Source organism: Pseudomonas svalbardensis (assembly GCF_030053115.1).
Lineage (GTDB): Bacteria > Pseudomonadota > Gammaproteobacteria > Pseudomonadales > Pseudomonadaceae > Aquipseudomonas > Aquipseudomonas svalbardensis.
Genome location: NZ_CP125619.1, coordinates 5,483,577 through 5,509,874 on the forward strand (window position 1 = coordinate 5,483,577; position 26,298 = coordinate 5,509,874).

24 protein-coding genes are annotated in these 26,298 nt (G+C 60.3%); 14 read left to right on the forward strand and 10 right to left on the reverse strand.

Features of this window, described 5'->3' with window-relative positions; translation table 11 throughout:
* Positions 1–50 precede the first annotated feature (50 nt).
* The 3 genes from amn to QFX16_RS25370 all read right to left on the reverse strand — a co-directional run bounded on the left by amn (position 51) and on the right by QFX16_RS25370 (position 5,680).
* On the reverse strand, positions 51–1,550 hold the full coding sequence (gene amn, locus QFX16_RS25360) for an AMP nucleosidase (protein ID WP_178082705.1): 1,500 nt from the start codon (positions 1,548–1,550) through the stop codon (positions 51–53).
* A gap of 21 nt (positions 1,551–1,571) precedes the next feature.
* Positions 1,572–3,221: an acyl-CoA dehydrogenase family protein gene (locus QFX16_RS25365; protein ID WP_283181785.1), complete on the reverse strand. Its 1,650-nt coding sequence runs from the start codon at positions 3,219–3,221 to the stop codon at positions 1,572–1,574.
* Between the two features lie 74 nt (positions 3,222–3,295).
* Positions 3,296–5,680, reverse strand: a complete 2,385-nt coding sequence (locus QFX16_RS25370; protein ID WP_283181786.1) for a hybrid sensor histidine kinase/response regulator — start codon at positions 5,678–5,680, stop codon at positions 3,296–3,298.
* Positions 5,681–6,005: 325 nt separating this feature from the next.
* On the opposite strand from QFX16_RS25370, the gene QFX16_RS25375 reads away from it, so the two are divergent.
* From QFX16_RS25375 to QFX16_RS25390, 4 genes are all read left to right on the forward strand, one after another.
* Positions 6,006–6,803, forward strand: a complete 798-nt coding sequence (locus QFX16_RS25375) for a hydroxymethylpyrimidine/phosphomethylpyrimidine kinase (RefSeq protein ID WP_283181787.1) — start codon at positions 6,006–6,008, stop codon at positions 6,801–6,803.
* Between the two features lie 32 nt (positions 6,804–6,835).
* The gene (gene thiE, locus QFX16_RS25380; RefSeq protein WP_283181788.1) at positions 6,836–7,459 is read left to right on the forward strand and encodes a thiamine phosphate synthase; all 624 of its coding nucleotides are present in this window, start codon (positions 6,836–6,838) and stop codon (positions 7,457–7,459) included.
* Positions 7,460–7,491: 32 nt separating this feature from the next.
* A complete protein-coding gene (gene hemL / locus QFX16_RS25385; protein ID WP_134422446.1) occupies positions 7,492–8,775 on the forward strand; it encodes a glutamate-1-semialdehyde 2,1-aminomutase in 1,284 nt (427 codons plus the stop codon).
* Between the two features lie 224 nt (positions 8,776–8,999).
* A complete protein-coding gene (locus tag QFX16_RS25390) occupies positions 9,000–9,554 on the forward strand; it encodes a tetratricopeptide repeat protein (RefSeq protein WP_283181789.1) in 555 nt (184 codons plus the stop codon).
* A gap of 142 nt (positions 9,555–9,696) precedes the next feature.
* Here the strand turns inward: QFX16_RS25390 and QFX16_RS25395 are convergent, their stop codons facing one another.
* A complete protein-coding gene (locus QFX16_RS25395; RefSeq protein WP_007894425.1) occupies positions 9,697–10,026 on the reverse strand; it encodes a DUF1820 family protein in 330 nt (109 codons plus the stop codon).
* A 134-nt stretch (positions 10,027–10,160) separates the two neighbouring features.
* On the opposite strand from QFX16_RS25395, the gene miaB reads away from it, so the two are divergent.
* The 5 genes from miaB (at position 10,161) to lnt (ending at position 15,548) form a co-directional block, all read left to right on the forward strand.
* A complete protein-coding gene (miaB, locus tag QFX16_RS25400) occupies positions 10,161–11,486 on the forward strand; it encodes a tRNA (N6-isopentenyl adenosine(37)-C2)-methylthiotransferase MiaB (protein WP_283181790.1) in 1,326 nt (441 codons plus the stop codon).
* A gap of 187 nt (positions 11,487–11,673) precedes the next feature.
* Entirely contained in the window at positions 11,674–12,678 is a 1,005-nt protein-coding gene (locus QFX16_RS25405) for a PhoH family protein (protein WP_283181791.1), read from the forward strand.
* A complete protein-coding gene (gene ybeY, locus QFX16_RS25410) occupies positions 12,671–13,165 on the forward strand; it encodes an rRNA maturation RNase YbeY (RefSeq protein ID WP_149628103.1) in 495 nt (164 codons plus the stop codon). The genes QFX16_RS25405 and ybeY overlap by 8 nt, the downstream gene beginning before the upstream one ends.
* Positions 13,166–13,170: 5 nt before the next feature.
* Positions 13,171–14,010: a CorC family transporter gene (locus tag QFX16_RS25415; RefSeq protein ID WP_008152854.1), complete on the forward strand. Its 840-nt coding sequence runs from the start codon at positions 13,171–13,173 to the stop codon at positions 14,008–14,010.
* A 14-nt stretch (positions 14,011–14,024) separates the two neighbouring features.
* Positions 14,025–15,548 carry an apolipoprotein N-acyltransferase gene (gene lnt, locus QFX16_RS25420; RefSeq protein ID WP_283181792.1) on the forward strand — a complete coding sequence of 508 codons (1,524 nt, stop codon included), beginning with the start codon at positions 14,025–14,027 and terminating at the stop codon, positions 15,546–15,548.
* Between the two features lie 41 nt (positions 15,549–15,589).
* Here the strand turns inward: lnt and QFX16_RS25425 are convergent, their stop codons facing one another.
* On the reverse strand, positions 15,590–16,351 hold the full coding sequence (locus QFX16_RS25425; RefSeq protein ID WP_283181793.1) for a YdcF family protein: 762 nt from the start codon (positions 16,349–16,351) through the stop codon (positions 15,590–15,592).
* A gap of 108 nt (positions 16,352–16,459) precedes the next feature.
* A complete protein-coding gene (locus tag QFX16_RS25430) occupies positions 16,460–16,780 on the reverse strand; it encodes a hypothetical protein (protein WP_008152848.1) in 321 nt (106 codons plus the stop codon).
* 279 nt (positions 16,781–17,059) lie between these two features.
* Between QFX16_RS25430 and leuS the strand changes: the two genes are divergently transcribed.
* The 5 genes from leuS (at position 17,060) to QFX16_RS25455 (ending at position 23,091) form a co-directional block, all read left to right on the forward strand.
* A complete protein-coding gene (leuS, locus tag QFX16_RS25435) occupies positions 17,060–19,666 on the forward strand; it encodes a leucine--tRNA ligase (protein WP_283181794.1) in 2,607 nt (868 codons plus the stop codon).
* Between the two features lie 88 nt (positions 19,667–19,754).
* Positions 19,755–20,360 carry an LPS-assembly lipoprotein LptE gene (locus QFX16_RS25440; RefSeq protein WP_283181795.1) on the forward strand — a complete coding sequence of 202 codons (606 nt, stop codon included), beginning with the start codon at positions 19,755–19,757 and terminating at the stop codon, positions 20,358–20,360.
* 39 nt (positions 20,361–20,399) lie between these two features.
* Positions 20,400–21,437 (forward strand): DNA polymerase III subunit delta, encoded by a 1,038-nt coding sequence (gene holA / locus QFX16_RS25445; protein WP_046055544.1) that lies wholly within the window; start codon positions 20,400–20,402, stop codon positions 21,435–21,437.
* A gap of 104 nt (positions 21,438–21,541) precedes the next feature.
* Complete coding sequence (gene arfA, locus QFX16_RS25450) at positions 21,542–21,706, forward strand: alternative ribosome rescue factor ArfA (RefSeq protein WP_283181796.1); 165 nt, start codon at positions 21,542–21,544, stop codon at positions 21,704–21,706.
* Between the two features lie 62 nt (positions 21,707–21,768).
* On the forward strand, positions 21,769–23,091 hold the full coding sequence (locus QFX16_RS25455) for a lytic murein transglycosylase (protein WP_283181797.1): 1,323 nt from the start codon (positions 21,769–21,771) through the stop codon (positions 23,089–23,091).
* A 122-nt stretch (positions 23,092–23,213) separates the two neighbouring features.
* Here the strand turns inward: QFX16_RS25455 and QFX16_RS25460 are convergent, their stop codons facing one another.
* The 4 genes from QFX16_RS25460 to QFX16_RS25475 all read right to left on the reverse strand — a co-directional run bounded on the left by QFX16_RS25460 (position 23,214) and on the right by QFX16_RS25475 (position 26,288).
* Complete coding sequence (locus QFX16_RS25460) at positions 23,214–24,164, reverse strand: S66 peptidase family protein (RefSeq protein ID WP_283181798.1); 951 nt, start codon at positions 24,162–24,164, stop codon at positions 23,214–23,216.
* Between the two features lie 177 nt (positions 24,165–24,341).
* On the reverse strand, positions 24,342–25,364 hold the full coding sequence (gene lipA, locus QFX16_RS25465; RefSeq protein ID WP_007946663.1) for a lipoyl synthase: 1,023 nt from the start codon (positions 25,362–25,364) through the stop codon (positions 24,342–24,344).
* Position 25,365: 1 nt separating this feature from the next.
* The gene (gene lipB, locus QFX16_RS25470; RefSeq protein WP_046048710.1) at positions 25,366–26,013 is read right to left on the reverse strand and encodes a lipoyl(octanoyl) transferase LipB; all 648 of its coding nucleotides are present in this window, start codon (positions 26,011–26,013) and stop codon (positions 25,366–25,368) included.
* Positions 26,013–26,288, reverse strand: coding sequence for a DUF493 domain-containing protein (locus tag QFX16_RS25475; protein ID WP_131063093.1), 276 nt, complete (start codon positions 26,286–26,288; stop codon positions 26,013–26,015). Before QFX16_RS25475 ends, lipB begins: the two co-directional genes overlap by 1 nt.
* Positions 26,289–26,298: the final 10 nt, after the last annotated feature.

Consider the following 26,298-nt stretch of genomic DNA (forward strand, 5'->3'; position numbering starts at 1 on the left):
TCAGGGCTGCTAATGCTAGTGCCCTGACCGCAAAATGACCATGAGAACAATCAGCGGAACGGCGGCTCGTCGAAGCTGCGCAGTTTGCGCGAGTGCAGCGAGTTGAGTTCAGTACGCAACAGATCCACCGCCTCGATACCGATCTTCAAGTGCTGGCTGACCGCACGCTCATAGAAGGCGTTGGCCGAACCTGGCAGCTTGATTTCGCTGTGCAACGGTTTGTCCGAAACACAGAGCAACGTGCCGTACGGAACCCGCAAGCGATAACCTTGCGCCGCGATAGTGCCGCTTTCCATGTCCACCGCCACGGCGCGAGACAGGTTGATCAGCGGACGCTCCTGAGCCCAGCGCAATTCCCAGTTACGGTCGTCGTAGGTCAGTACGGTGCCGGTGCGCAGACGTTTTTTCAGCTCGTCGCCCTTCTCACCGGTAATGTTGGCCGCCGCTTGCTGCAACGCCATTTGCACTTCGGCCAGGGCCGGAATCGGAATATTCGGCGGCACGACCCGATCGAGAATCCCGTCGCGGCGCATGTAAGCATGCGCCAGCACGTAATCGCCAATCGTCTGCGACTGACGCAAACCGCCACAGTGGCCGATCATCAGCCAGCAATGCGGACGCAGCACCGCTAGGTGGTCAGTGATGTTCTTGGCGTTGGACGGGCCGACGCCGATGTTGACCAGGGTCACGCCATGGCCGTCGGTGGCGATCAGGTGATAGGCCGGCATCTGATAGCGGTGCCAAACCACACCGGCGGCAATCGCCGAGGCTTCGCCGTGGTCCATGCTCTTTTCGATGATCACATTGCCCGGCAAGACCATGCGCACGAAACGCGGATCGCTGCGCAACTGTTCCAGGCCATGGACGATGAACTGGTCGACATAACGGTGATAGTTGGTCAGCAGAATCCATGGCTGCACATGACGCCAGTCGCTGCCGGTGTAATGCACCAGACGGCGCAGGGAGAAATCCACCCGGGCGGCGTCGAACAAGGCCAACGGCAGCGGGTCGGTGTTTTCCCAATCGTACAAACCGTCGGCGATGCCATCGGTCGCGGCCGACAGGTCGGTACTCGGGAACACCCGCGCCAGCGTCGCTGCGGTGACGCCGGAGCCGGCCAGTTCATCGCCCTGCTCAACCACGTACGGATAAGGAATGTTTTGCTGGCTGATACCGACTTCCACCGTCACGGTGAAGTCGTGCATCAACGGCACCAGCTGTTCCAGCAGGTACTTACGGAACGCCGCTGGATGGGTGACGGTGACGCTGTAGGTCCCCGGCAATTGAACCTTGGCATAGGCGCGCGTGGTCTGTGGGACTTCGCCCTGGCAAAGGTAGGTCAGACGCAGCTCGGGATAACGAAACATCGCACGCTGTTCGGCGTCCGGCTCGACACGATCCTTGAGGTAACGCTTGAGCGCCTGGTTCAGCGCGGTGGTTGCACGATTGTGCAAGAGCGCAAGCCGGTCCACGGCTTGCTCGGCGGTTTGAACGACAATAAAAGCTTCGGTCACGATCAGCATCCTGTGTTCTGACTTGCAGGCCTTCATCTTGCCTGCAAGTCAGCGCGATCAGAAGCCCTGTGGGGTCGACCGGGCGACAATCGCTTCCACATCCAGCCCACGTGGCAACGCGCCATACACCCGACCGGCCGAACCGAGGCGGCTGGCGATGAAGGCATCACTGACGGCGCAGTTGCCGGCCTCCAGCAACAGCTTGGCCTGAAGGCCCAAGGCAATGTCTTCGGTGAGCTGACGGGCCCGGTATTGAATGTCGCTGGTGTCCTTGAAGGCCGCCTTCAATTGGCTGATGTGTGCGGCCAGGCGTTTGTCGCCATGACCATCGCCCAATTCGCTGAACAGTACGTCTAGCACACCCGGCTCCTTCGACAACGCTCGCAACACATCAAGGCATTGCACGTTGCCGGAACCTTCCCACGTCGAATTGACCGGTGCCTCACGGTACAACCGCGGCAGGATGCTGTCTTCGACATAACCAGCGCCGCCCATGCATTCGGCAGCCTCGTTGATCATCCCGGGCGCGCGTTTGCAGATCCAGTACTTGCCCACCGCTGTGACCAGCCGAGCGAATTTGGCTTCATGCTCGTCATCCAGATGATCCAGCGCCTGGCCCATGCGCAGGCTCAAGGCCAGGGCGGCTTCGCTTTCCAGGGCCAGGTCGGCCAGTACGTTCTGCATCAAGGGTTGCTCGCTGAGCAATTTGCCGCCGACGCTGCGGTGAGCGCAGTGGTGGCTAGCCTGGGTCAGGGCCTGGCGCATCAGCGAACTGGAACCGACCATGCAATCGAAGCGGGTCATGGCGACCATTTCGATGATGGTCGGAACGCCGCGCCCCTCCTCGCCGACCATCCACGCCAGCGCACCACGGAACTCCACTTCGCTGGAAGCGTTGGAGCAATTGCCGAGTTTGTTCTTCAGGCGCTGTATGTAGAACTGATTGCGCGTGTCGTCCGGGCGATGGCGCGGCAGCAGGAAACAGGTCAAACCCTTGTCAGTCTGGGCCAGGGTCAGGAAGGCATCGCACATCGGTGCCGAACAGAACCACTTGTGGCCCACCAGTTCATACGCTTGGCCGGGACCACTGGCGCCGACCGGAAAAGCCTTGGTGGTGTTGGCCCGCACGTCGGTGCCGCCCTGTTTCTCGGTCATGGCCATGCCGATGGTGACCCCGGCCTTGTGGGCCATGCCGACGTTGCGCGGGTCGTATTCGGTAGAGAGGATTTTCGGCAGCCATTGCTCTGCCAGATCCGCTTGCAGGCGCATCGCCGGGACGCTGGCGAAGGTCATGGTCAGCGGGCAACCACTACCGGCTTCGGCCTGGCTGTGCAGGTAGGTCATGGCGGCGCGGGCGACGTGGGCGCCGGACTGCGGATGCGCCCAGGGCAACGACGTCAAACCGTGCTCGATCGCCGTGCGCATCAGTTCGTGATAGGCCGGGTGAAATTCCACCAGGTCGATGCGATGGCCATAACGGTCATGACTGCTAAAAACCGGCTTGTTCTGATTGGCCAGGAACCCCGCTTCCATCAGCGTCCCGCCGGCCAGTGCGCCGTAAGCGTCGATCCGCGACTCGGCCCACCCGGCTCCGAAACGCCGCGACCACTCCTGCAACGGCAGGTCGATGCGATACAGGTTGGCGCCGTCCAGCGACGGTGGCTGGTTGGTGACTTCGTGGGTTTCGGCGAACTGATGCAGGTTCATGACGGGGCTCCTTTGGTCAGCCAAGGGACTTCAGTTAAGCACCGCACCCCAGCCGAAAAAAGTGTCATATCTGCCTAACTGTCGGCGCTTTCGCCTTGCTTTGGACACAACACCCGGCGATAGAGCGCTGCCTGCAGGTCCTCGAATTTCACCGGTTTGTTCAGGTAATCGATCAATGCACCGGTTGGGCAGCGTTCCCGATCAACGCTCAAGGCAATCACGAATACCGGCAGTTCGGTGCAGCCCGGCAACGCACGGATCTGGCAACAGAGGGACGCGCCACCCAGAGATGGAAGCTGGCAATCGAGCAATACCGCATCGAAGGTTTCGCGCTGCAAGTGATCGAGCGCGGCAGCCCCGTTGTCGACGGTGCGCACCCGGAACCCAAGCTTGAGCAACATACCGCGCATCACCAACTGATTGATGCTGTTGTCATCGACCAGCAGGACGGTGCAGTCCTGAGGCAGCCGCAGGCGAGGAAATTCCCGGGTCATCAAGGGCACTGACGGCCGCTCCACCACGGGCAGTTCGAACTCGACGTCGAGCTGGAAGCGGCTGCCACGACCAGGCTCGGAGCGGTGGGTCAGTTTTCCACCGAGCAGTTCGACCAGTTGCCGACAGATCGCCAGGCCAACGCCCAGACCGCCGTATTCACGGGTCATCGAGCCATCAAGCTGGAAGAACCGCTGATACAGGGTCGCCTCCCCCAGATCGGTGAAGCCGATGCCGGTGTCGATCACCGCAAAGGACAGGGCCAGTCGGTCGGGCGCCACGGGGTTACCCGTCACCCGCAGCGCCAGTCCGCCAATCCTAGTGAACTTGATCGCGTTATCCAGCAGGCATTCCAGGCATTGCGCCAACTTGGCGCTGTCTCCGTGCAAGCGATCCCGCAGCCCCGGCGTGACCTCGACTTTGAAGTCCAGCGACTTGCTCAACGCGTTGCCCTCGAACTGCAGGCGCAAGGCCTCGACCACGCCGCGCAAACTGAAAACGGCCGGATAGGTCTTGAGTTTGCCGGCCTGCAACTCGGTCAGGGTGAGGATGCCGTTGACCATGCGCATCATGTCTCGCGCGGAACCAGCGGCCGTTTGCTGATATTGCTCCAGCTCCGGGTCCATCTCGACGGTCTGCATCAGCTCCAGCGAGCCGATCACACCGTTCATGGGCGTGCGCAGTTCGTGGGTCAGGGTGGCGAGGAATTCGTCCTTGAGCTTGTTACTGTGAGCCAGTTGCTGGTTCAGCACTTCAAGCGTTTGACCGGCATCGAACAGGGTCTGCGCCTGATGCTCGCGCATGGCGTTGATGCGATCGGCCAACGCCAGGGACAGCAGTGCCACCTCTATCGCCGAGCCAATCTGGCTGGAATACATGGTCAGGAACACGTTTGGCAGGTAACCCAGCACCATCAGGGTGTTGACGATGCCGCCGAGTAAAAACGCCGACCAGGCAATGATGAAATAACGCGCCACTCGCAGGCCACGTAGCCAGGCGAAAATCCCTGCGGCAAAAATCACCACGGTGAAGGTCAGTGCCAGCGCCGTCGCCAGGCGCAGGGCCAGGGCGTAACTGGTCATCAACGACAACCCGACCACCACCGCGCTAAACACAATCAACGCCAGCAGCAAGCGGTCGAGCCAACGACTGTGGGTCGCCGTCTGCAAGAAGCTGCGCGCGAACTGGCTGCCGAACAGGCCTGAGCAACCGATGAAAAACGGCGTCGCGGCGTTGGCCCACCAGGGACTGTTCGGCCAGAAATACTCCACGGCCGCGCCGTTCACTGACAACTGATACAAGCCGAACGAGGCGATATAGAAGATGTAATAGAGGTAGCTGGTATCGCGCACGCTGAGATAGATGAACAGGTTGTACACCAGCATTCCAAGCAAAACGCCGTAAATCAGCCCCAGCACATACAGTCGGAACGGTTGCTCTTCCAGGTAGGCAGTGCTCGACCATAGGGTGACCGGCGCCTGGATCGACCCTTCACTTTGCAGGCGCAGGTATAGGGTTTGCGCTTGATCAGGGGTGAAGTTCAGATCGAACAAATAGTTGTTTTGGCGGATTTCGCGACTGTCGAACGGCAAGGCATCGCCGGTCTGACGTGCCAGTTGATAGCCACCGGCCGCATCGGGCAAATAGAGATCAATGTGATCGAGGGGCGGATAGGCCAGTTCCAGCAACCAGGTGCGTTGCACCGCGGGGTTGTTCGGGCGGTAATGCAGGTCGATTTTCAGCCAGAACACTGAACGCGAGTAACCGGCGTTGAGGGTGGCTTTGTCGTGGGGCTTGAAGTTTCCGGCCGCGACTTGTACACGGACATCGGCGATGGTCGCCTGTCCGCCCGCGTCTTCGAACACTTGCAAGGTTCGGCCCAGGGGAAGGCTTTGAGTGAATTCGTCGAATTCGACTGCACTCGCCATGAGGGGCAAGCACAACAGCAACATCAGCAAATAGCGCATTTAAGCCCCAGCGTGGCCTGTCCGGTTATCTCAGGAAGCCCCTCATTCCTTTTGAGTAGACGTAAAACCGGTATTACCTGTTATTGGTTTGGATCCACTCTAGCATAGCCGTTGATGGCCATTGAACACTATTGAAATTTTTCCTACAAAGGCTCTAGAACGGGCGTTCTAGCTCCACGCATTGAGCTAGAGCTGTTACGCCGGTCAGTTTGTGACAACGCCCTATTCCCTGTAGCAGCTGGCGAAGCCTGCGTTCGGCTCGGGCCGCGTTATGACTCATTGGGCAGCACCCGAAAAAAGATGTTTGGTGGTAAGCTCGCGCACCATGAATATCTACAGCTCTCGCCCCGTTGTCCTCTGTCTCTCCGGCCACGACCCAAGTGGTGGCGCCGGCTTGCAGGCAGATATCGAAGCCCTGCTCGCTCAGGGTTGTCATGCGGCCCCGGCCGTCACCGCCCTGACTGTGCAAGACACGGTCAACGTCACTGACTTCCGCGTGCTCGACCGTGAGTGGGTGTTGGCCCAGGCCAATGCCGTGCTCAACGACTCCGAAGTCGCGGCGGTGAAACTGGGCATGCTCGGCTCCCTGGAAATGGTCGACACCGTGGTCGAACTGCTGTCGGCGCACCCGCATTTACCGGTGGTCTGCGACCCGGTGCTGCGCGCCGGTGGCGGTGGACGCCTGGGCAAGGACGAAGTCGGATACGCCATGCGCGAGCGCCTGCTGCCTCTGTCGATCATCGCCACCCCTAACCTTCCCGAAGCCCGCATCCTCGCCGAACTGCCCGAAGGCACCGCGGACGAGTGCGCCGCAAAACTCCTGCCATTCGTCAAACACCTGCTGATCACCGGCGGCCATGGCGATGAACACGAAATCCACAATCGCCTGTACAGCCGCGACGGTCACCGCGAAACCCTCACCTGCCAGCGCTTGCCCGGCAGTTATCACGGCTCCGGTTGCACGCTGGCCAGTGCGCTGGCCGGTCGTCTGGCCCTCGGTGAAAATCTCACCAGTGCCGTGCAGACCGCGCTTAACTACACGTGGCGCACCCTGCGTGATGCGGAGCAGTTGGGCAAAGGCCAGTTCGTGCCGCGCCGCCTGCCGCTGGATTTCTGTTCGTAACTGTCCATGCGTAAAGCAAAAAGGATTGCCCGATGAAGCTACGTGGCCTGTACGCCATTACCGATAGCCAGCTACTGGCAGGTAAATTTCTTTCGTACGTGGAGGCGGCGCTGGAAGGCGGCGTCACCCTGCTGCAATACCGCGACAAGAGCAGCGACGAGGCCCGCCGTCTGCGCGAGGCCGAAGCGCTGCGCGATCTGTGTGAACGCTACAAGACCCAGTTGATCATCAACGACGATGCCGAACTCGCTGCACGCCTGAACGTCGGCGTGCACCTGGGACAGACCGACGGCCCGCTGATGCCGGTTCGGGCACTGCTCGGTCGCCAGGCGATCATCGGCTCGACCTGCCACGCGCAACTCGAACTTGCCGAGCAAGCGGCCAAGGAAGGCGCCAGTTACGTCGCTTTCGGTCGTTTCTTCAACTCCAACACCAAACCCGGCGCACCGACTTGCAGCCTCGAATTGCTCGACCAGGCGCGCAGCAAACTGCACCTGCCGATCTGCGCGATTGGCGGCATCACCCTGGAAAACGCCGCGCCACTGGTGGCCCACGGGGTCGATCTATTGGCGGTAATCCATGGCCTGTTTGGCGCCGAGAGCACGGCTGAAGTGACACGCCGCGCCCGCGCATTCAACGCCCTGCTTTCTATTTAAGTAGCTTAAAAATCTGATTTGAGAGCCCGATCATGTCTCGTTCCGAAACGCTGTTTGCCAATGCTCAGAAACACATTCCCGGTGGCGTGAACTCGCCTGTTCGCGCATTCAAAAGCGTTGGCGGCACGCCGTTGTTCTTCAAGCACGCGGAAGGCGCCTACGTCACCGACGAAGACAACAAGCGTTATGTGGATTACGTCGGTTCCTGGGGGCCGATGATTCTCGGCCACAGCCACCCCGACGTGCTGGACGCCGTGCGCAAACAGCTTGAGCACGGACTGTCCTACGGCGCGCCGACCGAGATGGAAACCCAGATGGCTGATCTGGTCTGCTCGATCGTGCCATCGATGGAAATGGTGCGCATGGTCAGCTCCGGCACCGAAGCAACCATGAGTGCGATCCGTCTGGCCCGTGGTTTCACCGGCCGCGACAGCATCATCAAGTTCGAAGGCTGCTACCACGGACACTCCGACAGCCTGCTGGTCAAGGCCGGTTCAGGCGCCCTGACCCAAGGCGTGCCGAGCTCAGCCGGTGTGCCGGCGGCCTTTGCCAAACACACCCTGACCCTGCCGTTCAACGACATCGACGCCGTCGAAACCATGCTCGCCGAAGTCGGCCAGGACGTGGCGTGCATCATCGTCGAGCCCGTGGCCGGCAACATGAACTGCGTACCGCCGGCGCCAGGTTTCCTCGAAGGCCTGCGCACCCTGTGCGACAAGCATGGCGTGGTACTGATTTTCGACGAAGTGATGACCGGTTTCCGTGTCGCCCTCGGCGGTGCACAAGCTCACTACGGCGTGACGCCAGACCTGACCACCTTCGGCAAAATCATCGGTGGCGGCATGCCGGTTGGCTGTTTCGGCGGCAAGCGCGAAATCATGTCGCACATCGCGCCACTGGGCCCGGTCTATCAGGCGGGCACCTTGTCGGGTAATCCGCTGGCAATGGCTGCCGGCCTGACGACCCTGCGCCTGATCAGCCGCCCGGGCTTCCACGCAGAGTTGACTGACTACACCAGTCGCCTGCTCGATGGCCTGCAACAACGAGCCGATGCTGCGGGCATTCCGTTCGTGACCACACAGGCCGGCGGCATGTTCGGTCTGTACTTCAGCGGCGCCGACGACATCGTGACCTTCGATGACGTGATGGCCAGCGACGCCGCGCTGTTCGGGCGCTTCTTCCACCTGATGCTCGAAGGCGGCGTGTACCTGGCGCCGAGCGCCTTCGAAGCCGGCTTCACCTCGATCGCCCACGGCGAAACCGAGCTGAAACTGACGCTGGATGCCGCTGAACGTGCATTTGCTGCATTGAAATAACGCTGTGCCGCTGACGTTGGCGGTTGCCAGCGTCAGCTTTCACCCGCATTCCCGCCCTTATTCCTACGCTTCTGCTCAAAATCCCCAGCAAAGTGGGCGATATATTCCCCGCGCAGCAGAAAAACGAGTAAAGACTTTGTAAGGTTGGCCCTGCTTATTTCATAATGCGCGCTTATTGGATCCCTCGACGGGTCCGCGCGCCCTTCAGAGGTAAGTCGATTCCCATGAACCGCACCGGCCGCGCCCTTGCATTGGGCTGCCTGTTGCTCCTTCAGCCCCTGCTCGCGCTCGCACAAGCAGGCGGCAACTCGTTGTTAATCCCAGCGATGGGTCGTTGCACCCTCAATACTCAGCCGCAAGACCTGGCACAGGCGCTTGCCGCCTGCCAGAAAGCGTCGGATGAAGGGGATGCGCAAGCGCAATACGAGTTGGGTGAGTTCTACTACGACGGCAAAAATACGCCGCGCGACCTCAAAAAAGCCCTGGGCTACTTCGAAAAGGCCTCGCTGCAAGGCCACGCCCAGGCGCAATTCAAACTCGGCTACATGTTCTTCCACGGCGAAGGCGTACCGGCCAATAACGTCCAGGCTTATATCGTGCTGAAAATGGCTGCGGTCAATGGCGCTGAAGAAGCATTGGACACCGCCGACGAAGTCGCCGAGAAAATGCCCCGCGAAGAACTTGAAGTGGCTACCCAGGTGCTGGGGCAAATCTTTCGCAAGTACCTGATGGAATTGCAAAGCGCCGATGGGCGTACGCCGTTCTCGCCGCTTCCCTGATTTCTGCGTTGTTCTGACTGTCCCCTTCGCGAGCAGGCTCGCTCCCACATTGAATCTTCTGTGAACACAATATTTCGTGCACGCCCGAGATTTACTGTGGGAGCGAGCCTGCTCGCGAATGGGGACAACTCGGTACCAAAGCTTACTTCTCAGGCATCGGCATCGGAAACGGCATGACATTGCCGACCGCGCCGCGGGCTTCGCTGATTTTCGGCGTACCGAGGCGCTCGACTTCGTCGATCCGCACGATCGAATGCATCGGCACAAAGCTGCGCACAACGCCTTCGAACTGAGCCTTGAGCTTCTCTTCGCTCGGATCGACGACCACTTGCGTGCGCTCGCCAAAGACGAACTCTTCCACTTCCAGGAAGCCCCACAGATCACTTTGATAGATCTGCTTGGCATACATTTCGTACACCTGGCCCTGATTGAGGAAAATCACCTTGTAGATTGGAGCTTCACGTTTGGTCATGGTGGGCGAGCAACACATCGGGGATAAAAATGAGGGCGCGAACTATAGCATAGCCACCGGACGCACAGCGGTAGGAACCTTGGGTCATGTTCCCTATAATGCGCGGTTCTTTGAATCACGTGATGACTCTTTCCATGGCCAAGAAGCTTTACATCGAAACCCACGGTTGCCAGATGAACGAGTACGACAGCTCGCGCATGGTCGATCTGCTGGGCGAACATCAGGCCCTGGAAGTCACCGCTCGCGCTGAAGATGCCGACGTGATCCTCCTCAATACCTGCTCGATCCGCGAACGCGCCCAGGACCGGGTGTATTCCCAGCTTGGCCGCTGGCGCGAATTGAAACTGGCCAACCCGGACATGGTGATCGCCGTTGGCGGTTGCGTGGCCAGCCAGGAAGGCGCGGCCATCCGCGATCGCGCACCGTACGTGGACGTGGTCTTCGGCCCACAGACCCTGCACCGCCTGCCGGAAATGATCGACGCCGCCCGCGCTACCAAGCTGCCGCAAGTCGACGTCTCGTTTCCGGAAATCGAAAAGTTCGACCACTTGCCCGAGCCGCGCATCGATGGCCCAAGCGCCTACGTATCGGTCATGGAAGGCTGCAGCAAGTACTGCACGTTCTGCGTGGTGCCTTACACCCGCGGCGAAGAAGTCAGCCGCCCCTTCGATGACGTGATCGCCGAGATCATCCACCTGGCTGAAAACGGCGTGCGCGAAGTGACCCTGCTGGGGCAGAACGTCAATGGCTATCGCGGGACCACTCATGACGGTCGTTTGGCTGACCTGGCCGAACTGATCCGCGTCGTCGCCGCCGTCGATGGCATCGACCGCATCCGCTACACCACCTCACACCCGCTGGAATTTTCCGACAGCCTGATCCAGGCCCACGCCGACGTGCCGGAACTGGTCAAACACCTGCACTTGCCGGTGCAATCGGGTTCAGACCGGATCCTTTCGGCGATGAAGCGCAACCACACCGCGCTGGAATACAAATCCAAACTGCGCAAACTGCGTGCTGCCGTGCCGGGGATTTGCATCAGCTCGGACTTCATCGTTGGCTTCCCGGGTGAGACCGAAAAAGACTTCGAACAGACCATGAAGCTGATCGAAGACGTCGGTTTCGACTTCTCCTACTCGTTCGTCTATAGCCAGCGCCCGGGTACTCCGGCTGCCGATCTGGCCGACGAAACGCCGGAAGAGCTGAAAAAAGAACGCCTGAACGCCCTGCAACATCGCCTGAACCAGCAAGGCTTCGAGATCAGCCGACAAATGGTCGGTTCGATCCAGCGGATCCTGGTGACCGATTATTCGAAAAAAGACCCCGGCGAACTGCAAGGCCGGACCGAGAATAACCGTATCGTCAACTTCCGCTGCGACACTCCCACGCTGATTGGCCAGTTTGCCGACGTGCACATCGACGCCGCCCAGCCGCACTCGCTGCGGGGCTCGCTGCTGTAGGAGCGATGCTTGCTCGCGAAGGCCACGCCGCTGTCTGTCTTACAGATCGCGTTATCGTTCTTCGCGAGCAAGCTTCGCTCCTACAAGGACGGTGTTTGGCCTTGCGATATTTAAGACCTTTCGCACCCAGGCCACTGGCGTTATCCTTGATTTCATCTTAATTGCCCCAGGGCGGCTAAATACGACCTTGAACGCACCCATAGAACCACATCGTTTTATCCTCGAGCCCTTTGAGGCTCGCCGCTTCGCCAATCTGTGCGGGCAATTCGACGAGCATCTGCGCTTGATCGAACAGCGCCTGACCATCGAGATCCGCAACCGCGGAAACCAGTTCGAACTGATCGGTGAACCCAAACACACCACCTCCGCGGAAAACCTCCTGCGCCGCCTGTACCGGGAAACCAAGGGTACTGAGCTGTCGCCGGACATCGTTCACCTGTTCCTGCAGGAATCGGCCGTCGAAGAGTTGGACAACGTCTCCCCCGGCGAACCCTCCGTGGCCCTGCGCACCAAAAAAGGCATGATTCGCCCTCGCGGCTTGAATCAGTTGCGCTACGTGAAGGAAATCCTCGGCAACGACATCAACTTCGGCATCGGCCCGGCCGGTACCGGCAAGACTTATCTGGCCGTTGCCTGCGCAGTAGACGCGCTGGAACGCGAACAGATTCGCCGCATCCTGCTGGTACGTCCGGCGGTTGAAGCGGGCGAAAAGCTCGGCTTCCTGCCCGGTGACTTGTCGCAGAAGATCGACCCGTACCTGCGCCCGCTCTACGACGCGCTCTACGAAATGCTCGGCTTCGAACACGTCGCCAAGCTGATCGAGCGCCAGGTGATCGAAGTTGCGCCGCTGGCCTACATGCGCGGTCGCACCTTGAACAACAGTTTCATCATCCTCGACGAAAGCCAGAACACCACCGTCGAGCAAATGAAGATGTTCCTGACCCGGATCGGCTTCGGCTCTACCGCGGTCATCACCGGTGACATCACCCAGGTCGACCTGCCGAAAGGCACCAAGTCCGGGCTGCACCATGTGATCGAGGTACTTAAAGACGTGCCGGGCATCAGCTTCACCCATTTCAAGCCCAAGGACGTTGTGCGCCATCCACTGGTGCAACGCATCGTCGAAGCCTACGAGCGCTTCGAGAATCGCGTGGCCGATGAAGCCCCGAAGGATAGCCGCCGCGATGCTTGAGCTTGATCTGCAACTGGCTACCGAAGCGCCTGCCCCTAGCGAAGCCGAGTTCCGCCAATGGTGCGAACTGGCGCTGCGCCAGCGCACAGCCGACTCCGAAATGACCATCCGTTTGGTCGATGAAGCCGAAGGTCGTGAGCTCAATCACACCTGGCGGCAAAAGGATTACGCCACTAACGTTCTGTCGTTCCCCGCAGACGTTCCCGACGAATTCCTGGATATCCCGCTACTGGGCGATCTGGTGATCTGCGTGGCGGTGGTCGAGCGCGAAGCCGCTGAACAAGGCAAGGCACTCAAGGCCCATTGGGCTCATCTGGTCATTCACGGCTGCTTGCATCTGTTGGGTTACGACCATATAGATGACGATGAAGCCGAAGAAATGGAAGCACTGGAACGAACGTTGCTTGCAGAGTTGGGCTATCCCGACCCGTATGCGGACGACGAAACAGACACATCCCCTATCGTTACAACAAAGGATTCAGAGTAATCGCTATGAGCGAAGATCGATCGAGCAACGGGCAAAAGTCATGGCTGGGTAAGCTCACCCAGGCTTTTGCCCACGAGCCGAAGAACCGCCAGGAGCTGCTGGAGCTGCTGCGCGATGCACACCAAAACAAGTTGCTGGACAGCGAAGCGCTGGCCATCGTCGAAGGCGCCATCCAGGTTGCTGACCTGCAAGTACGGGACATCATGGTCCCGCGCTCGCAGATGATCAGCATCAAGGCGACCCAGACACCCCGCGAGTTCCTGCCTGCCGTGGTCGACTCGGCCCACTCCCGCTACCCGGTGATCGGCGAAAGCCACGATGACGTGATGGGCGTGTTGCTGGCCAAGGACTTGCTGCCGTTGATCCTCAAGGAGAACGGTGACAGCTTCAACATCAAGGACCTGCTGCGCCCGGCCACTTTCGTGCCCGAGTCCAAGCGTCTGAATGTGCTGCTGCGCGAGTTCCGCGCCAACCACAACCACATGGCCATCGTCATTGACGAATACGGCGGCGTGGCGGGCCTGGTGACCATCGAAGACGTACTGGAACAAATCGTCGGCGACATCGAAGACGAGCATGACGTCGAAGAAGACAGCTACATCAAGCCGCTGCCCAGCGGTGATTTCCTGATCAAGGCCCTGACGCCGATCGAGAACTTCAACGAGTTCTTCGACAGCCAATTCTCCGATGACGAATTCGACACCGTCGGTGGTCTGGTGATGAGCGCGTTCGGGCACCTGCCAAAACGCAACGAAATCACTGAAATCGGCCCTTATCGCTTCCGCATCCTGAACGCCGACAGCCGTCGGATTCACCTGCTGCGCCTGACACCTATCGCCCGGTAATTCTAAGGATTGAAATGCATCGTCTGACCCGCCCCGGCTGGCCCGGTAACCTGCTGGCCGTGGTGGCCGGTGCAATCACCACTCTGGCCCTGGCGCCGTTCGATCTCTGGCCGTTGGCGTTGCTGGCGGTCGGTTTCTTCTATGCCGGCTTGCGTGAACTGAACCCACGTCAGGCCCTGGGCCGTGGCTGGTGTTTCGGTTTCGGCCTGTTTGGCGCTGGCACCAGTTGGATCTACTACAGCATTCACCACTTCGGCGGCGCTTCGGTGCTGCTGGCCGGCTTCCTGATGCTGATCTTCACGGCGGCGATTGCCTGGTTCTTCGCCCTGCCCGCCTGGATCTGGGCGCGCTGGCTGCGGCGTAACGAAGCACCGCTGGCCGACGCCCTGGCGTTTGCGGCGTTGTGGGTCGGTCAGGAAGCCTTTCGCGGCTGGTTCCTGACCGGTTTCCCCTGGCTTTATTCCGGCTACAGCCAGCTCGACGGCCCGTTGGCCGGGCTCGCACCACTCGGCGGGATGTGGCTGATTTCCTTCACTCTGGCCCTGACGGCAGCGCTGATCTATAACGCTTTGCGTCTGGTACGCACCGGCCGCAAAGGCTTCATCGCCGCGGGTGTGTTGCTGCTGGTCGGCCCTTGGATCGCCGGCATGGCGCTCAAGGAACACGCCTGGACAACCCCGGCGGGAGCTCCGCTGAGTGTCGCGGCGATTCAGGGCAACATCGAACAGAGCATGAAGTGGGACCCGACGCAGCTCAACGCGCAGTTGGCGCTGTACCGCGACATGAGTTTCAGCTCGAAACCGGTCGACTTGCTGATCTGGCCGGAAACGGCCATTCCGGTGCTCAAGGAGTCCGCCGAGGGCTACCTGAACATGATGGGAAACTTCGCCGCAGAGCGTAAGTCCGCGCTGATTACCGGCGTACCGATCCGCCAGGAAGTCCATCACGAGAAGCGCTTCTTCAACGGTATTACCGTGGCGGGTGAAGGCGATGGCACTTACCTCAAGCAGAAACTTGTGCCGTTTGGCGAGTACGTTCCGTTGCAGGAAGTGTTACGGGGGCTGATCGCTTTCTTCGACCTGCCGATGTCGGACTTTGCCCGTGGCCCTGCCGATCAGCCGATGCTGCAAGCCAAGGGCTATCAGATTGCGCCGTTCATCTGCTACGAAGTGGTTTACCCGGAATTCGCCGCCAGCCTCGCGGCGCGTAGCGATTTGCTGCTGACCATCAGCAATGACACCTGGTTCGGCACCTCCATCGGCCCGCTGCAACACTTGCAGATGGCGCAGATGCGCGCGCTTGAGGCCGGTCGCTGGATGATCCGCGCCACCAACAACGGCGTGACCGGTTTGATCAACCCGTTCGGCCAGATCACCGTGCAGATCCCGCAGTTCGAACGCGGCATTCTGTACGGTGAAGTGGTGCCCATGCACAACCTGACGCCTTATCTTGAATGGCGTTCGTGGCCGCTGATCATTGTTTGCATGCTGTTGTTTGGCTGGGCGCTGGTTGCGAACCGGATGGCCAAGACTGTTTAAGTCAGCTTTTGTGGCGAGGGGATTTATCCCCTCGCCACAGGTCATCGGTAAAACAGTGAATACCCGATCTGCCCCACCGCCTCATTCAACAACTGCCCGCTTTGCCAGATCGACTTGAATTCCGGCATCCAGCCGCCCAGTGGCCGGGCGTTGTCCACGCCTAAAAACCCCACCGGCGCCGGCACCACTTCAAATCCTGCCTTGTTGAAACTCCAGACCGCTCGCGGCATGTGCCAGGCCTGAGTCACGACGACCACGCGCTTGTTCCCTTCCGGCAACAACACCTCGGCGCTGAACTGCGCGTTTTCCCAGGTCGTGCGGCTGCGCCCTTCCTGCCAACGCACGGTCACGCCGAAATCATCGCGCAACGAGTCAGCCATCAATTTCGCTTCGGTTGGCGGGGTGCCGTAATGCAGGCCTCCGCTGGTCAGAATCGGCAAACCGGAGGCCTTGGCCAGCCGCGCCGCATAGCGCTCGCGTTCCAGGCCCACGCCCGTTGGCTGATCAGCGCCCCATGCAAGATCGCCCCGCTCACGCCCCGAACCGAGCACCACGATTGCATCGGCGCGCTGACTCAGCGTTGCCCATTCATCGCGAGCCAGCGGCGCTTCACGCTCCAGCGCCTTGGCGCCCCACTGCACCACCACCGGCAGGCTCATCAGCCAGAAGCCACCTACGCCCAACGCAAAGCACAACCCGGCAAGGCGCGGTCTTGAGCGACGCAACCACCAGGCAAGCACCAACAGCAGCAAAAGAATGCCGGGCGGCAACAGGAGTTGTTTAACGAAATATCGAAAAGGCATCGAGCATCTCCAAAAAGATGCCCGAAGCCTAAGTGGGTTGACGCAATGCGACAACAAATGCGGAAGGATTATGCTTCACAAATACATCAGACATTGCTTCCAGTGTCCTTACTTGAATTGCAAAGACCGGACCTTTACCGCGTCCCTGCCGGGAACCTTGTCCTTGAGCCAGATGATCTTGGCCGAACGTGGTGCGTCGAGTTGCTTCACTGCTTCTGACAAGCATCCGTGTGTCTCACGTTCACTGCGATCGAGATACGCCTTGACCAGTGCAAACTCTGCGGGGCTCAAGCCACGCAATTCCAGTTCCAGCGGACGCTCATCGCGTAACCGGCCAGCGGTTTTTGCCGCGTCCAGGGCGATTCCCAGACGATCGATCAGTCTTTCGTACAGCTCCGGTTTCGTAACTTTTTGCCGTGACTCAACCATCCCTCACCTCATTGAAGATAAGACTCACTCCCCATTTAGAGCTTAGCTTCCATGAACAAACCGGCTGAGCGCTGCGACCAACGGCCCTCGCAGCGGGTTTTGGGCGACCCGCAGCAGTAATCAGGGTTTCCCTCGGTGGAGCGCGGTCATGTATGCTACGGCGCTTCCTGTAACTCCACTTCCAGCTCGCCTGGACACCGAAACGCCGATTTGGCGTGATCACCGTCCGGCGTTGCATTGAAGAGGATTAGGCCACCCCTATTCAGTTCAAAAGTAGCCATGCACGAACAATATCAGCCCCGTGAAATCGAAGCCGCCGCCCAGTCGTTCTGGGACGAGCAAAAGTCCTTTGAAGTCAGTGAACAGCCAGGCAAAGAGACTTTCTACTGCCTGTCGATGTTCCCTTACCCCAGCGGCAAGCTACACATGGGGCATGTGCGCAACTACACCATCGGCGACGTGATCTCCCGCTACCAGCGCATGCAAGGCAAGAACGTCCTGCAACCCATGGGTTGGGACGCCTTCGGCATGCCGGCGGAAAACGCCGCGATGAAGAACAACGTAGCGCCCGCCAAGTGGACCTACGAAAACATCGCCTACATGAAAACCCAGCTGCGCAGCCTGGGCCTGGCGGTGGACTGGTCCCGCGAAGTCACCACCTGCAAGCCTGATTACTACCGCTGGGAACAATGGCTGTTCACTCGCCTGTTCGAAAAAGGCGTGATTTACAAAAAAAGCGGCACCGTGAACTGGGACCCGGTCGATCAGACCGTTCTGGCCAACGAACAGGTGATCGACGGTCGCGGCTGGCGTTCTGGCGCGCTGATCGAAAAGCGCGAAATTCCGATGTACTACTTCAAGATCACCGCTTACGCGGATGAGCTGCTGGAGAGCCTCGACGAACTGACTGGCTGGCCTGAACAGGTCAAAACCATGCAGCGCAACTGGATCGGCAAATCCCGCGGCATGGAAGTGCAGTTCCCGTACAACGTCGATTCCATCGGCGAAGCCGGCGTACTGAAAGTCTTCACCACCCGTCCGGACACCTTGATGGGCGCGACCTACGTTGCCGTAGCCGCCGAACACCATTTGGCGACCCTGGCCGCGCAGAACAACCCTGAGCTGCAAGCGTTCATCGCTGAATGCAAGGGCGGCAGCGTCGCCGAAGCCGACGTCGCCACTCAAGAGAAAAAAGGCCTGCCGACCTCGCTGTTCGTCGAGCATCCGCTGACCGGTGAGAAACTCCCGGTGTGGGTCGCCAACTACGTGCTGATGCACTATGGCGATGGCGCGGTCATGGCCGTCCCGGCGCACGACGAACGTGATTTCGAGTTCGCCACCCAGTACAACCTGCCGATCAAATCGGTAGTGCGTACCAGCTCCGGCGGCACTAACCCATCCCCGTGGCAAGACGCCTACGGCGAGCACGGCACGCTGATCAATTCCGGCGAGTTCGACGGCCTCGACTTCGAAGGTGCCTTCGACGCCATCGAAGTCGCGCTGATCAAGAAGAACCTCGGCGCCTCGCGTACCCAGTTCCGCCTGCGCGACTGGGGCATCAGCCGCCAGCGCTACTGGGGCTGCCCGATCCCGATCATCCACTGCAACACCTGCGGCGATGTGCCGGTCCCGGAAGATCAATTGCCAGTCGTGCTGCCGGAAGACGTCGTACCGGACGGCGCGGGTTCGCCACTGGCGCGCATGCCCGACTTCTACGAGTGCAGCTGCCCGAAATGCGGCGCACCGGCCAAGCGTGAAACCGACACCATGGACACCTTCGTCGAGTCCTCGTGGTACTACGCCCGTTACGCCTCGCCGCACTATGAAGGCGGCCTGGTGGAAAAAGCCGCGGCCGACCACTGGCTGCCGGTGGATCAGTACATCGGCGGTATCGAACACGCCATTCTTCACCTGCTCTACGCGCGCTTTTTCCACAAGCTGATGCGCGACGAAGGCCTGGTGAGTTCCAACGAGCCGTTCAAGAACCTGCTGACTCAAGGCATGGTGATCGCCGAGACTTACTATCGTCGTGAAGCCAACGGTGCCTATACGTGGTTCAACCCGGCGGACGTCGAACTCGAACGCGACAGCAAAGCCAAAGTCATAAGCGCCAAGCTGATCGCAGACGGCCTGCCGGTGGAAATCGGTGGCACCGAGAAGATGGCCAAGTCGAAGAACAACGGCGTTGACCCACAGTCGATGATCGACCAGTTCGGCGCAGATACCTGCCGCCTGTTCATGATGTTCGCCTCGCCACCCGACATGAGCGCGGAATGGTCCGACTCTGGTGTAGAAGGTTCGCACCGCTTCCTCAAGCGCGTCTGGCGCCTGGCTCAAGCCCACGTCACTCAGGGCCTGCCGGGCAAACTGGACGTCGCCGGCCTGAATGACGAGCAGAAAGCCATTCGCCGTTCGATCCACCAGGCCATCAAGCAGGCCAGCCACGACGTCGGCCAGAACCACAAATTCAACACCGCCATCGCTCAGGTGATGACGCTGATGAACGTGCTGGAAAAAGCCCCGCAAAGCACCGGGCAGGATCGCGCATTGATTCACGAAGGTCTGGAAACCGTAGTCTTGCTGCTGGCACCAATCACTCCGCACATCAGCCACGAGCTGTGGCATCGCCTGGGTCACGCTGCCCCGGTGATCGACGCCGCTTGGCCGGTGCTGGACGAAAGCGCGTTGGTGCAGGACAGCCTGCAACTGGTCATCCAGGTCAACGGCAAGCTGCGCGGCCACATCGAAATGCCCGCCAGCGCCAGCCGCGAAGAAGTCGAAGCCGCCGCACGGGCCAACGAGAACGTGCTGCGTTTTGTCGACGGTCTGACCATTCGTAAAGTGATCGTAGTGCCCGGGAAACTGGTCAATATCGTCGCCAGCTAATTGGATCAGGTGCCAGGTCATGCCTGGCGCCGAGTAAAACCTTTCGGGCCGCAAGATCGGCCCACATGGTTTCAAGGGGAGCAACAAGATGATCAAACGCAATTTGCTGGTGATGGGCCTTGCGGTCCTGTTGAGCGCCTGCGGTTTCCAGCTGCGCGGCACCGGCACCAATGAACTGGCAATCAAGGAACTCGACCTGAGTGCCCGCAACGCCTACGGCGAAGTCGTGACACAACTGCGTCAGGTGCTGGAAAGCAGCGGCGTCAAGGTCTACAGCGGCGCACCTTACAAGCTGGTACTGACCGATGAGCAGGAAAGCCAACGCATCCTCAGCTACGCAGGTGCCGGTCGTACTGGCGAGTATCAGGTGAGCACAGTGCTGAACTACGACATCCGTGGTGAGAGCAACTTGACGCTGCTGAGCGACAAACTGGAAGTGCAAAAAATCTTTATCCACGACGGCAGCAACCTCGTGGGCTCCGACCAGGAAGGCAACGACGCCCGCAAGGAAACCCGTCGTGAACTGGTTCAACGGATGATGCTGCGCCTGCAACAGCTCACTCCGGCTCAGCTGGATCAGATGCAACAGACCGCCAACGCCAAAGCCAAGGCTGAAGCCGATGCATTGGAAGCGGCGCAGAAGGCTGAAGCGCAAACGCCGCGCCAGTCGCCAATCGAACTGCCGCAGCAGTAAGACTTACGGGGCGCTCAGGCGCCCCGTTCGCCCTCTTCTATGAAACTCGCCCCCGCCCAACTCGCCAAACACCTGCAAGGTGCCCTCGCGCCGGTCTACATCATCAGTGGCGATGACCCACTGCTGTGTCAGGAAGCCGCCGACGCCATTCGTGCCGCCGCCCGCCAACAGGGATTCGACGAGCGCCAGGTCTTCGCCGCCGACGCCAGTTTCGACTGGGGAACGTTGCTGCAAGCCGGCGCGAGCATGTCTCTGTTCGCCGAAAAGCGCCTGCTGGAACTGCGTCTGCCGTCCGGCAAACCCGGAGACAAAGGCGCTGCCGCGTTTATCGAGTACTGTTCACGGCCCGCCGAAGACACGGTGTTGCTGATCAGCCTGCCGAAACTTGATGGCAGTGCGCAGAAAACCAAGTGGGGCAAGGCGCTGGTCGAAGGTCAGCAGACCCAGTTCGTGCAAATCTGGCCGATAGAGGCCAACCAGTTGCCGAGCTGGATCCGTCAACGGTTGTCCCAGGCCGGGCTTTCCGCCAGCCAGGACGCTGTCGAACTGATCGCCGCACGGGTCGAGGGCAACCTGCTGGCAGCAGCCCAGGAAATCGAAAAGCTCAAACTGATGGCCGAAGGTGGTCAGATCACCGTCGAAACTGTGCAAGCGGCCGTCGCTGACAGTGCGCGCTTCGATGTCTTTGGCCTGACCGATGCGATTCTCAACGGCGAAGCGGCTCATGCCCTGCGCATGCTCGAAGGGCTGCGCGGTGAAGGCGTCGAACCACCCGTGATTCTCTGGGCGCTGGCCCGGGAGCTGCGCCTGCTGGCCAACTTGTCGCTGCAGTACAGCCAGGGCGTGCCACTGGACAAAGCCTTCAGCTCTGCCCGACCGCCGGTCTGGGACAAACGCAAACCATTGATGAGCAAAGCCCTGCAACGCTACTCGGCGCAACGCTGGGCGCAGTTGTTGCTGGAAGCACAGCGCATCGACGCACAGATCAAAGGCCAGGCCGCCGGTTCGCCGTGGATGAGCCTCAGTCGATTGTCGTTGTTGATGGCGGGCCAACGGCTGACGTTGCCTGCCGAATAAGATCGTCCGTCCTACACAACACACCTGCATTTGCCCTATAGACACAAGCCCCACTCTGTCCGATGATTTGCACCGCAAAACCCACTCACTTGCGAGAAATCATCATGAGCAAAAAGCCATCGAAGCATGGCCCCAACAAGGCCAAATCCATCATCGCCCAGCCTCTGTTCCGCAGCCGTCAGGAACCAGCCGGCAAGGGCAAAGGCAGCTACCGCCGCGAAGCCTTCCAGCCTAATAGCTGGGAGGCTTCTTACTTTCTGGCGGCCTGAAAGGCAAGCGCTCGCTCAACATGTTAAGGTCTGCACCTGATTCGTACTCTCTGGACCCGTGCATGCCCCTTTGTATTTCCCGTCGTTGGCCCCTGCGCCAACTGATAGCTGCCTCCAGCCTCATTTTGCTTGTTGCCTGCGCGGAAAAACCCACCGCAGCCGACGCCAAGCCGCTTCAGACCCTACCCGTCGCGACAGCCCCTGCGATCATTCCGCCCGTGGTTCCGACCGGTGAAAACCTCGACATCCAGCCCACCCAGACCTTCGCCGAATGGCAGGCGGGTTTCCGCAAGGACGCTCTGGCCGCCGGTATCCGCGCCGACCTGTTCGACCGCGCCTTCGCCAATGTCAGCCTCGACACCAGCGTGATCCGTGCCGACCGCAGCCAGCCAGAATTCTCCCGTCCGGTGTGGGAATACCTCGACGGCGCCCTTTCGCCGCTGCGGGTACACAAAGGCCAGGCGCTGGTCAGCCAGTACGCCGACATCCTGCAAAGCATCGAACAGCGCTACGGCGTCGATCGTCAGGTACTGGTCTCGGTGTGGGGCATGGAAAGTAACTTCGGGCAGTTCCAGGGCAACAAGTCGGTGATTAATTCCCTGGCGACCTTGGCCTATGAAGGTCGGCGTCCCGGGTTTGCCCACGCGCAACTGATCGCCGCCCTGCAGATCCTGCAACAGGGTGATATCGAGCCTGAGAAAATGCTTGGTTCCTGGGCCGGCGCCATGGGCCAGACCCAGTTCATCCCAACCACCTACAACACCCACGCCGTGGACTTCGATGGCGATGGTCGCCGCGACATCTGGGGCAGCCCGGCCGACGCGCTGGCCTCGACGGCGCACTACCTGCAAAGCTCAGGCTGGCAAAAAGGCCAGCCGTGGGGCTTTGAAGTGCAGCTTCCGGGCAGTTTCAACTACGCCCTGGCCGATGGCACGATTCGCAAGAGCGTCGCTGAATGGCTGCAACTGGGTGTCACCCTGCCCAATGGCGGCCTGGTTCCGCCAGGCTCCGAACACCTGTCAGCCGCCCTGTTGCTGCCGGCCGGTTACCGTGGCCCGGCGTTCCTGGTCCTCGACAACTTCCGCGCGATCCTCAAGTACAACAACTCGTCGTCTTACGCCTTGGCCGTTAGCCTGTTGTCGGAGCGTTTCAACGGCGCCGGCCTGATCAACGGCACATGGCCGAAAGATGATTTGCCGCTGAGCCGTACCGAGCGGATCGAACTGCAAAGCTTGCTGAGCGCGCAGAACTATGACGCTGGCAATGCTGACGGCATTATCGGCGCCAACACCCGCAAGGCGATCCGCAGCGCCCAGCAGTCGTTTGGCTGGCCGGCGGATGGGTATCCGACGCACAAGTTACTCGAAGGCCTGCGTAACCGCTAAAAAAGCTTCGCGAGCAGGCTCGCTCCCACATTTGATCTTCAGTAAATACAGCATTTGTATTCGACGCAGATCAGTGTGGGAGCGAGCCTGCTCGCGAAGACTGACTATCAGACGACCAAGCTCTAAGCCTTGACCACCACATCCTGCTCCAACACCAACTCCTTGTTCCCCGCATCCAGCCTCACCAGCGCGCCCATCGGTAACGTCAGGTTCGGATCGCAATGCCCGCTGCGCCACCCGGCCAGCACCGGGATGCGCAACGGCTCAAAGGTCTGCTTGAGCAAACACTCCAGCGCACCCCCATCTACCCCCGCCACATCCCCCACCAGAACCCCGCGCAGTTTGTTCAACGTGCCCGCCAGACGCAGATGAGTCAGCAGCCGGTCAATGCGATACAGCGGCTCGTTAATGTCCTCGATGAACAGGATGACGCCCTCGGCATCCATCTCATACGGCGTGCCCATGGTCGCGGCGATCAGCGACAGATTGCCCCCCAGCAAACGCCCGTGAGCGATACCAGGCTCGATTGTGGTCAACGGGTAGGCCACCGGGTGCGTCAACACGCTACCAGCCTTCACCTGTCCTCTGAGCATGTTGAAGAACGAAGACTCGGTAGGTTTTTGCTTGTCACCCAGCAGGTCGGCGTTGAGCATCGGGCCATGAAAGGTCACGAAGCCCGCATAACGGCTGATCGCCAGGTGCAGCGCAGTGATGTCGCTGTAGCCGATGAACGGCTTGGCATTGTTGCGTAGCAGTTCAAAGTCGATGCGATCCAGCAACCGCGGTGTACCGTAACCCCCACGCAAGCAAATGATGGCGTCGACCTCACTGTCGGCGAACGCTGCGTGCAGGTCATTGAGCCGTACATCATCACTGCCGGCCAGGTAATCATCTTTCTCGTACACGCCAGAGAAAACCCGCAGTGAATATCCGCGAGCGCGCATCCAGGCGATGGCTTTGTCGGTGTCCAGCGCTGCGGGACCGGCGGGCGCAATAACGCCAATCAGCCCTTGCGACGGTAAAGCCGGAACGGGTGCATGAGGACAAAGGGTGTGAGTCGGTCGAACGGTCATCCATGAATCTCCCTGCGTGAATGCGTCAAGCACACAGTAGTCAGGAACGGGGACAAACAGAAGAGGGTCAGTCGCCCCGCAAGTTGCAGGAAAAGACGGTCATCGCCGTAGGGCAAGGCAAAAAAATGCCCGCAAGGCCGGATAAACGTTGCGGGCGCCTTTTTTACTAGCCGCTGATCAGGACGACATCAGCTCGGCTTTAACCAGTTTCGCCTGCTCGTCGGCGTGGTACGAGGAGCGTACCAGCGGGCCGGAAGCGACGTTCTTGAAGCCCATCTTGTAACCTTCCTCGGCGAACCAGGCGAAGGTGTCCGGGTGCACGAAACGCTGGACCGGCAAGTGGCTGCGGGACGGTTGCAGGTACTGGCCCAGGGTCAGCATGTCGATGTCGTGTTCGCGCATGCGTTTCATGACTTCGATCACTTCTTCGTCGGTCTCGCCCAGACCCAGCATCAGGCCGGACTTGGTCGGAATGTGCGGCATCATCTGCTTGAAGCGTTGCAGCAGGGTCAGCGACCACTGGTAATCCGAACCCGGACGCGCAGCCTTGTACAGGCGCGGCACGGTTTCCAGGTTGTGGTTGAACACATCCGGCGGCTCGGCAGCGGTGATTTCCAGCGCAACGTCCATGCGGCCACGGTAGTCCGGAACCAGGGTTTCGAGCTGCACATTCGGCGACAGCTTGCGGATCTCGCGGATGCAGTCGGCAAAGTGCTGGGCACCGCCGTCACGCAGGTCGTCGCGGTCAACCGAGGTGATCACCACGTACTTGAGTTTCAGGTCGGCGATGGCGATGGCCAGGCTTTCCGGCTCGTTGACGTCCAGTGGCTTCGGACGACCGTGACCAACGTCGCAGAACGGGCAGCGACGGGTGCAGATGTCACCCATGATCATGAAGGTCGCGGTGCCGCCGGAGAAACATTCGCCCAGGTTCGGGCAGGACGCCTCTTCGCAGACACTGTGCAGCTTGTGCTTGCGCAGCAGGGCCTTGATGCGGTCGACTTCCGGGGAAACCGGGATGCGCACGCGGATCCAGTCGGGTTTCTTCGGCAGCTCGGTGGTCGGAATGATCTTCACCGGGATACGTGCAACCTTCTCGGCGCCGCGCAGCTTGACGCCGGCTTCAACCTTGGCACGCGGGGCCGGACGTTCGGTGACATCGAGCGTCGGGATCATGGTTTGCACTGCATCAGTAGTCATATCAGTCGATTCCGCCCGTTAGGGTCGTCTGCTCAGCATAGTCGAGGTGTTTGACGAGCTGCGCGCGCAGCCGGGCACTTACCTCGGCAAATTCAATCGATCCTGCGTGATCGCTCAGCTGGGTCATCGCCAGCCCGGCGTAGCCGCAGGGATTAATCCGTCGAAACGGTTCCAGGTTCATGTCCACGTTCAGGGCCAGTCCATGAAAGGAGCAACCGTGGCGGATCCGCAGACCCAGAGAAGCGATTTTCGCCCCATTGACGTAGACACCCGGAGCATCCGGCTTGGCCACGGCGGTGACGCCGTAGCTGGCCAGCAACTCGATCAGGCATTGCTCCATGCGGCTGACCAGGTCTCGCACGCCGAAACCCAGCTTGCGTACGTCGAGCAACAGGTAGGCCACCAATTGACCGGGGCCGTGATAAGTCACCTGACCACCGCGATCCACCTTCACCACCGGAATATCCCCCGGCAGCAACACGTGCTCGGCCTTGCCGGCCTGGCCCTGGGTGAAAACCGGTGGATGCTCGACCAGCCAGATCTCGTCCGCGGCATCGCTGCCGCGTTCGTTGGTGAAGCGTTGCATGGCATGCCAGACCGGCTCGTAAGCCATCTGGCCGAGCTCGCGAAAGCCCACCGCGGCAGACATCACAGCACCATGTGCACGAAACCGGTAGCCCGCAACTCGCTGTTGATGTCGTACAGCTGTTCTTGACCGGTAGCGATGATGTGCAGCTGGATGGTCGTGTACTTGCCGTTGGTACTCTGGCGCTCGGCCAGGGTCTTGTGGTCAACGGTCGCGTGTTTCTCAAGGATCTCGATGATCTTGTCCTTGAAACCCACGCCTGTGTCGCCGATCACCTTGATAGGGTAATCCGCGCAGGGGAATTCGATCTTTGGTGCCTTTACTTCGGTGTCTGTCATGGCGTAACGG

Excerpts from the sequence above, each read along its gene's own strand:
- QFX16_RS25440 (WP_283181795.1), top strand. The coding sequence starts at position 19,755 with ATGATCAAACGCAATTTGCTGGTGATGGGCCTTGCGGTCCTGTTGAGC.
- QFX16_RS25390 (WP_283181789.1), top strand. The coding sequence starts at position 9,000 with ATGAACCGCACCGGCCGCGCCCTTGCATTGGGCTGCCTGTTGCTCCTT.
- holA (WP_046055544.1), top strand. The coding sequence starts at position 20,400 with ATGAAACTCGCCCCCGCCCAACTCGCCAAACACCTGCAAGGTGCCCTC.
- miaB (WP_283181790.1), top strand. The coding sequence starts at position 10,161 with ATGGCCAAGAAGCTTTACATCGAAACCCACGGTTGCCAGATGAACGAG.
- lipB (WP_046048710.1), bottom strand. The coding sequence starts at position 26,013 with ATGTCTGCCGCGGTGGGCTTTCGCGAGCTCGGCCAGATGGCTTACGAG.
- QFX16_RS25460 (WP_283181798.1), bottom strand. The coding sequence starts at position 24,164 with ATGACCGTTCGACCGACTCACACCCTTTGTCCTCATGCACCCGTTCCG.
- hemL (WP_134422446.1), top strand. The coding sequence starts at position 7,492 with ATGTCTCGTTCCGAAACGCTGTTTGCCAATGCTCAGAAACACATTCCC.
- QFX16_RS25455 (WP_283181797.1), top strand. The coding sequence starts at position 21,769 with ATGCCCCTTTGTATTTCCCGTCGTTGGCCCCTGCGCCAACTGATAGCT.
- ybeY (WP_149628103.1), top strand. The coding sequence starts at position 12,671 with ATGCTTGAGCTTGATCTGCAACTGGCTACCGAAGCGCCTGCCCCTAGC.
- lipA (WP_007946663.1), bottom strand. The coding sequence starts at position 25,364 with ATGACTACTGATGCAGTGCAAACCATGATCCCGACGCTCGATGTCACC.
- QFX16_RS25395 (WP_007894425.1), bottom strand. The coding sequence starts at position 10,026 with ATGACCAAACGTGAAGCTCCAATCTACAAGGTGATTTTCCTCAATCAG.
- QFX16_RS25415 (WP_008152854.1), top strand. The coding sequence starts at position 13,171 with ATGAGCGAAGATCGATCGAGCAACGGGCAAAAGTCATGGCTGGGTAAG.
- QFX16_RS25425 (WP_283181793.1), bottom strand. The coding sequence starts at position 16,351 with ATGCCTTTTCGATATTTCGTTAAACAACTCCTGTTGCCGCCCGGCATT.
- QFX16_RS25430 (WP_008152848.1), bottom strand. The coding sequence starts at position 16,780 with ATGGTTGAGTCACGGCAAAAAGTTACGAAACCGGAGCTGTACGAAAGA.
- QFX16_RS25365 (WP_283181785.1), bottom strand. The coding sequence starts at position 3,221 with ATGAACCTGCATCAGTTCGCCGAAACCCACGAAGTCACCAACCAGCCA.
- QFX16_RS25375 (WP_283181787.1), top strand. The coding sequence starts at position 6,006 with ATGAATATCTACAGCTCTCGCCCCGTTGTCCTCTGTCTCTCCGGCCAC.
- amn (WP_178082705.1), bottom strand. The coding sequence starts at position 1,550 with ATGAAGGCCTGCAAGTCAGAACACAGGATGCTGATCGTGACCGAAGCT.
- QFX16_RS25475 (WP_131063093.1), bottom strand. The coding sequence starts at position 26,288 with ATGACAGACACCGAAGTAAAGGCACCAAAGATCGAATTCCCCTGCGCG.
- leuS (WP_283181794.1), top strand. The coding sequence starts at position 17,060 with ATGCACGAACAATATCAGCCCCGTGAAATCGAAGCCGCCGCCCAGTCG.
- QFX16_RS25370 (WP_283181786.1), bottom strand. The coding sequence starts at position 5,680 with ATGCGCTATTTGCTGATGTTGCTGTTGTGCTTGCCCCTCATGGCGAGT.
- thiE (WP_283181788.1), top strand. The coding sequence starts at position 6,836 with ATGAAGCTACGTGGCCTGTACGCCATTACCGATAGCCAGCTACTGGCA.
- arfA (WP_283181796.1), top strand. The coding sequence starts at position 21,542 with ATGAGCAAAAAGCCATCGAAGCATGGCCCCAACAAGGCCAAATCCATC.
- lnt (WP_283181792.1), top strand. The coding sequence starts at position 14,025 with ATGCATCGTCTGACCCGCCCCGGCTGGCCCGGTAACCTGCTGGCCGTG.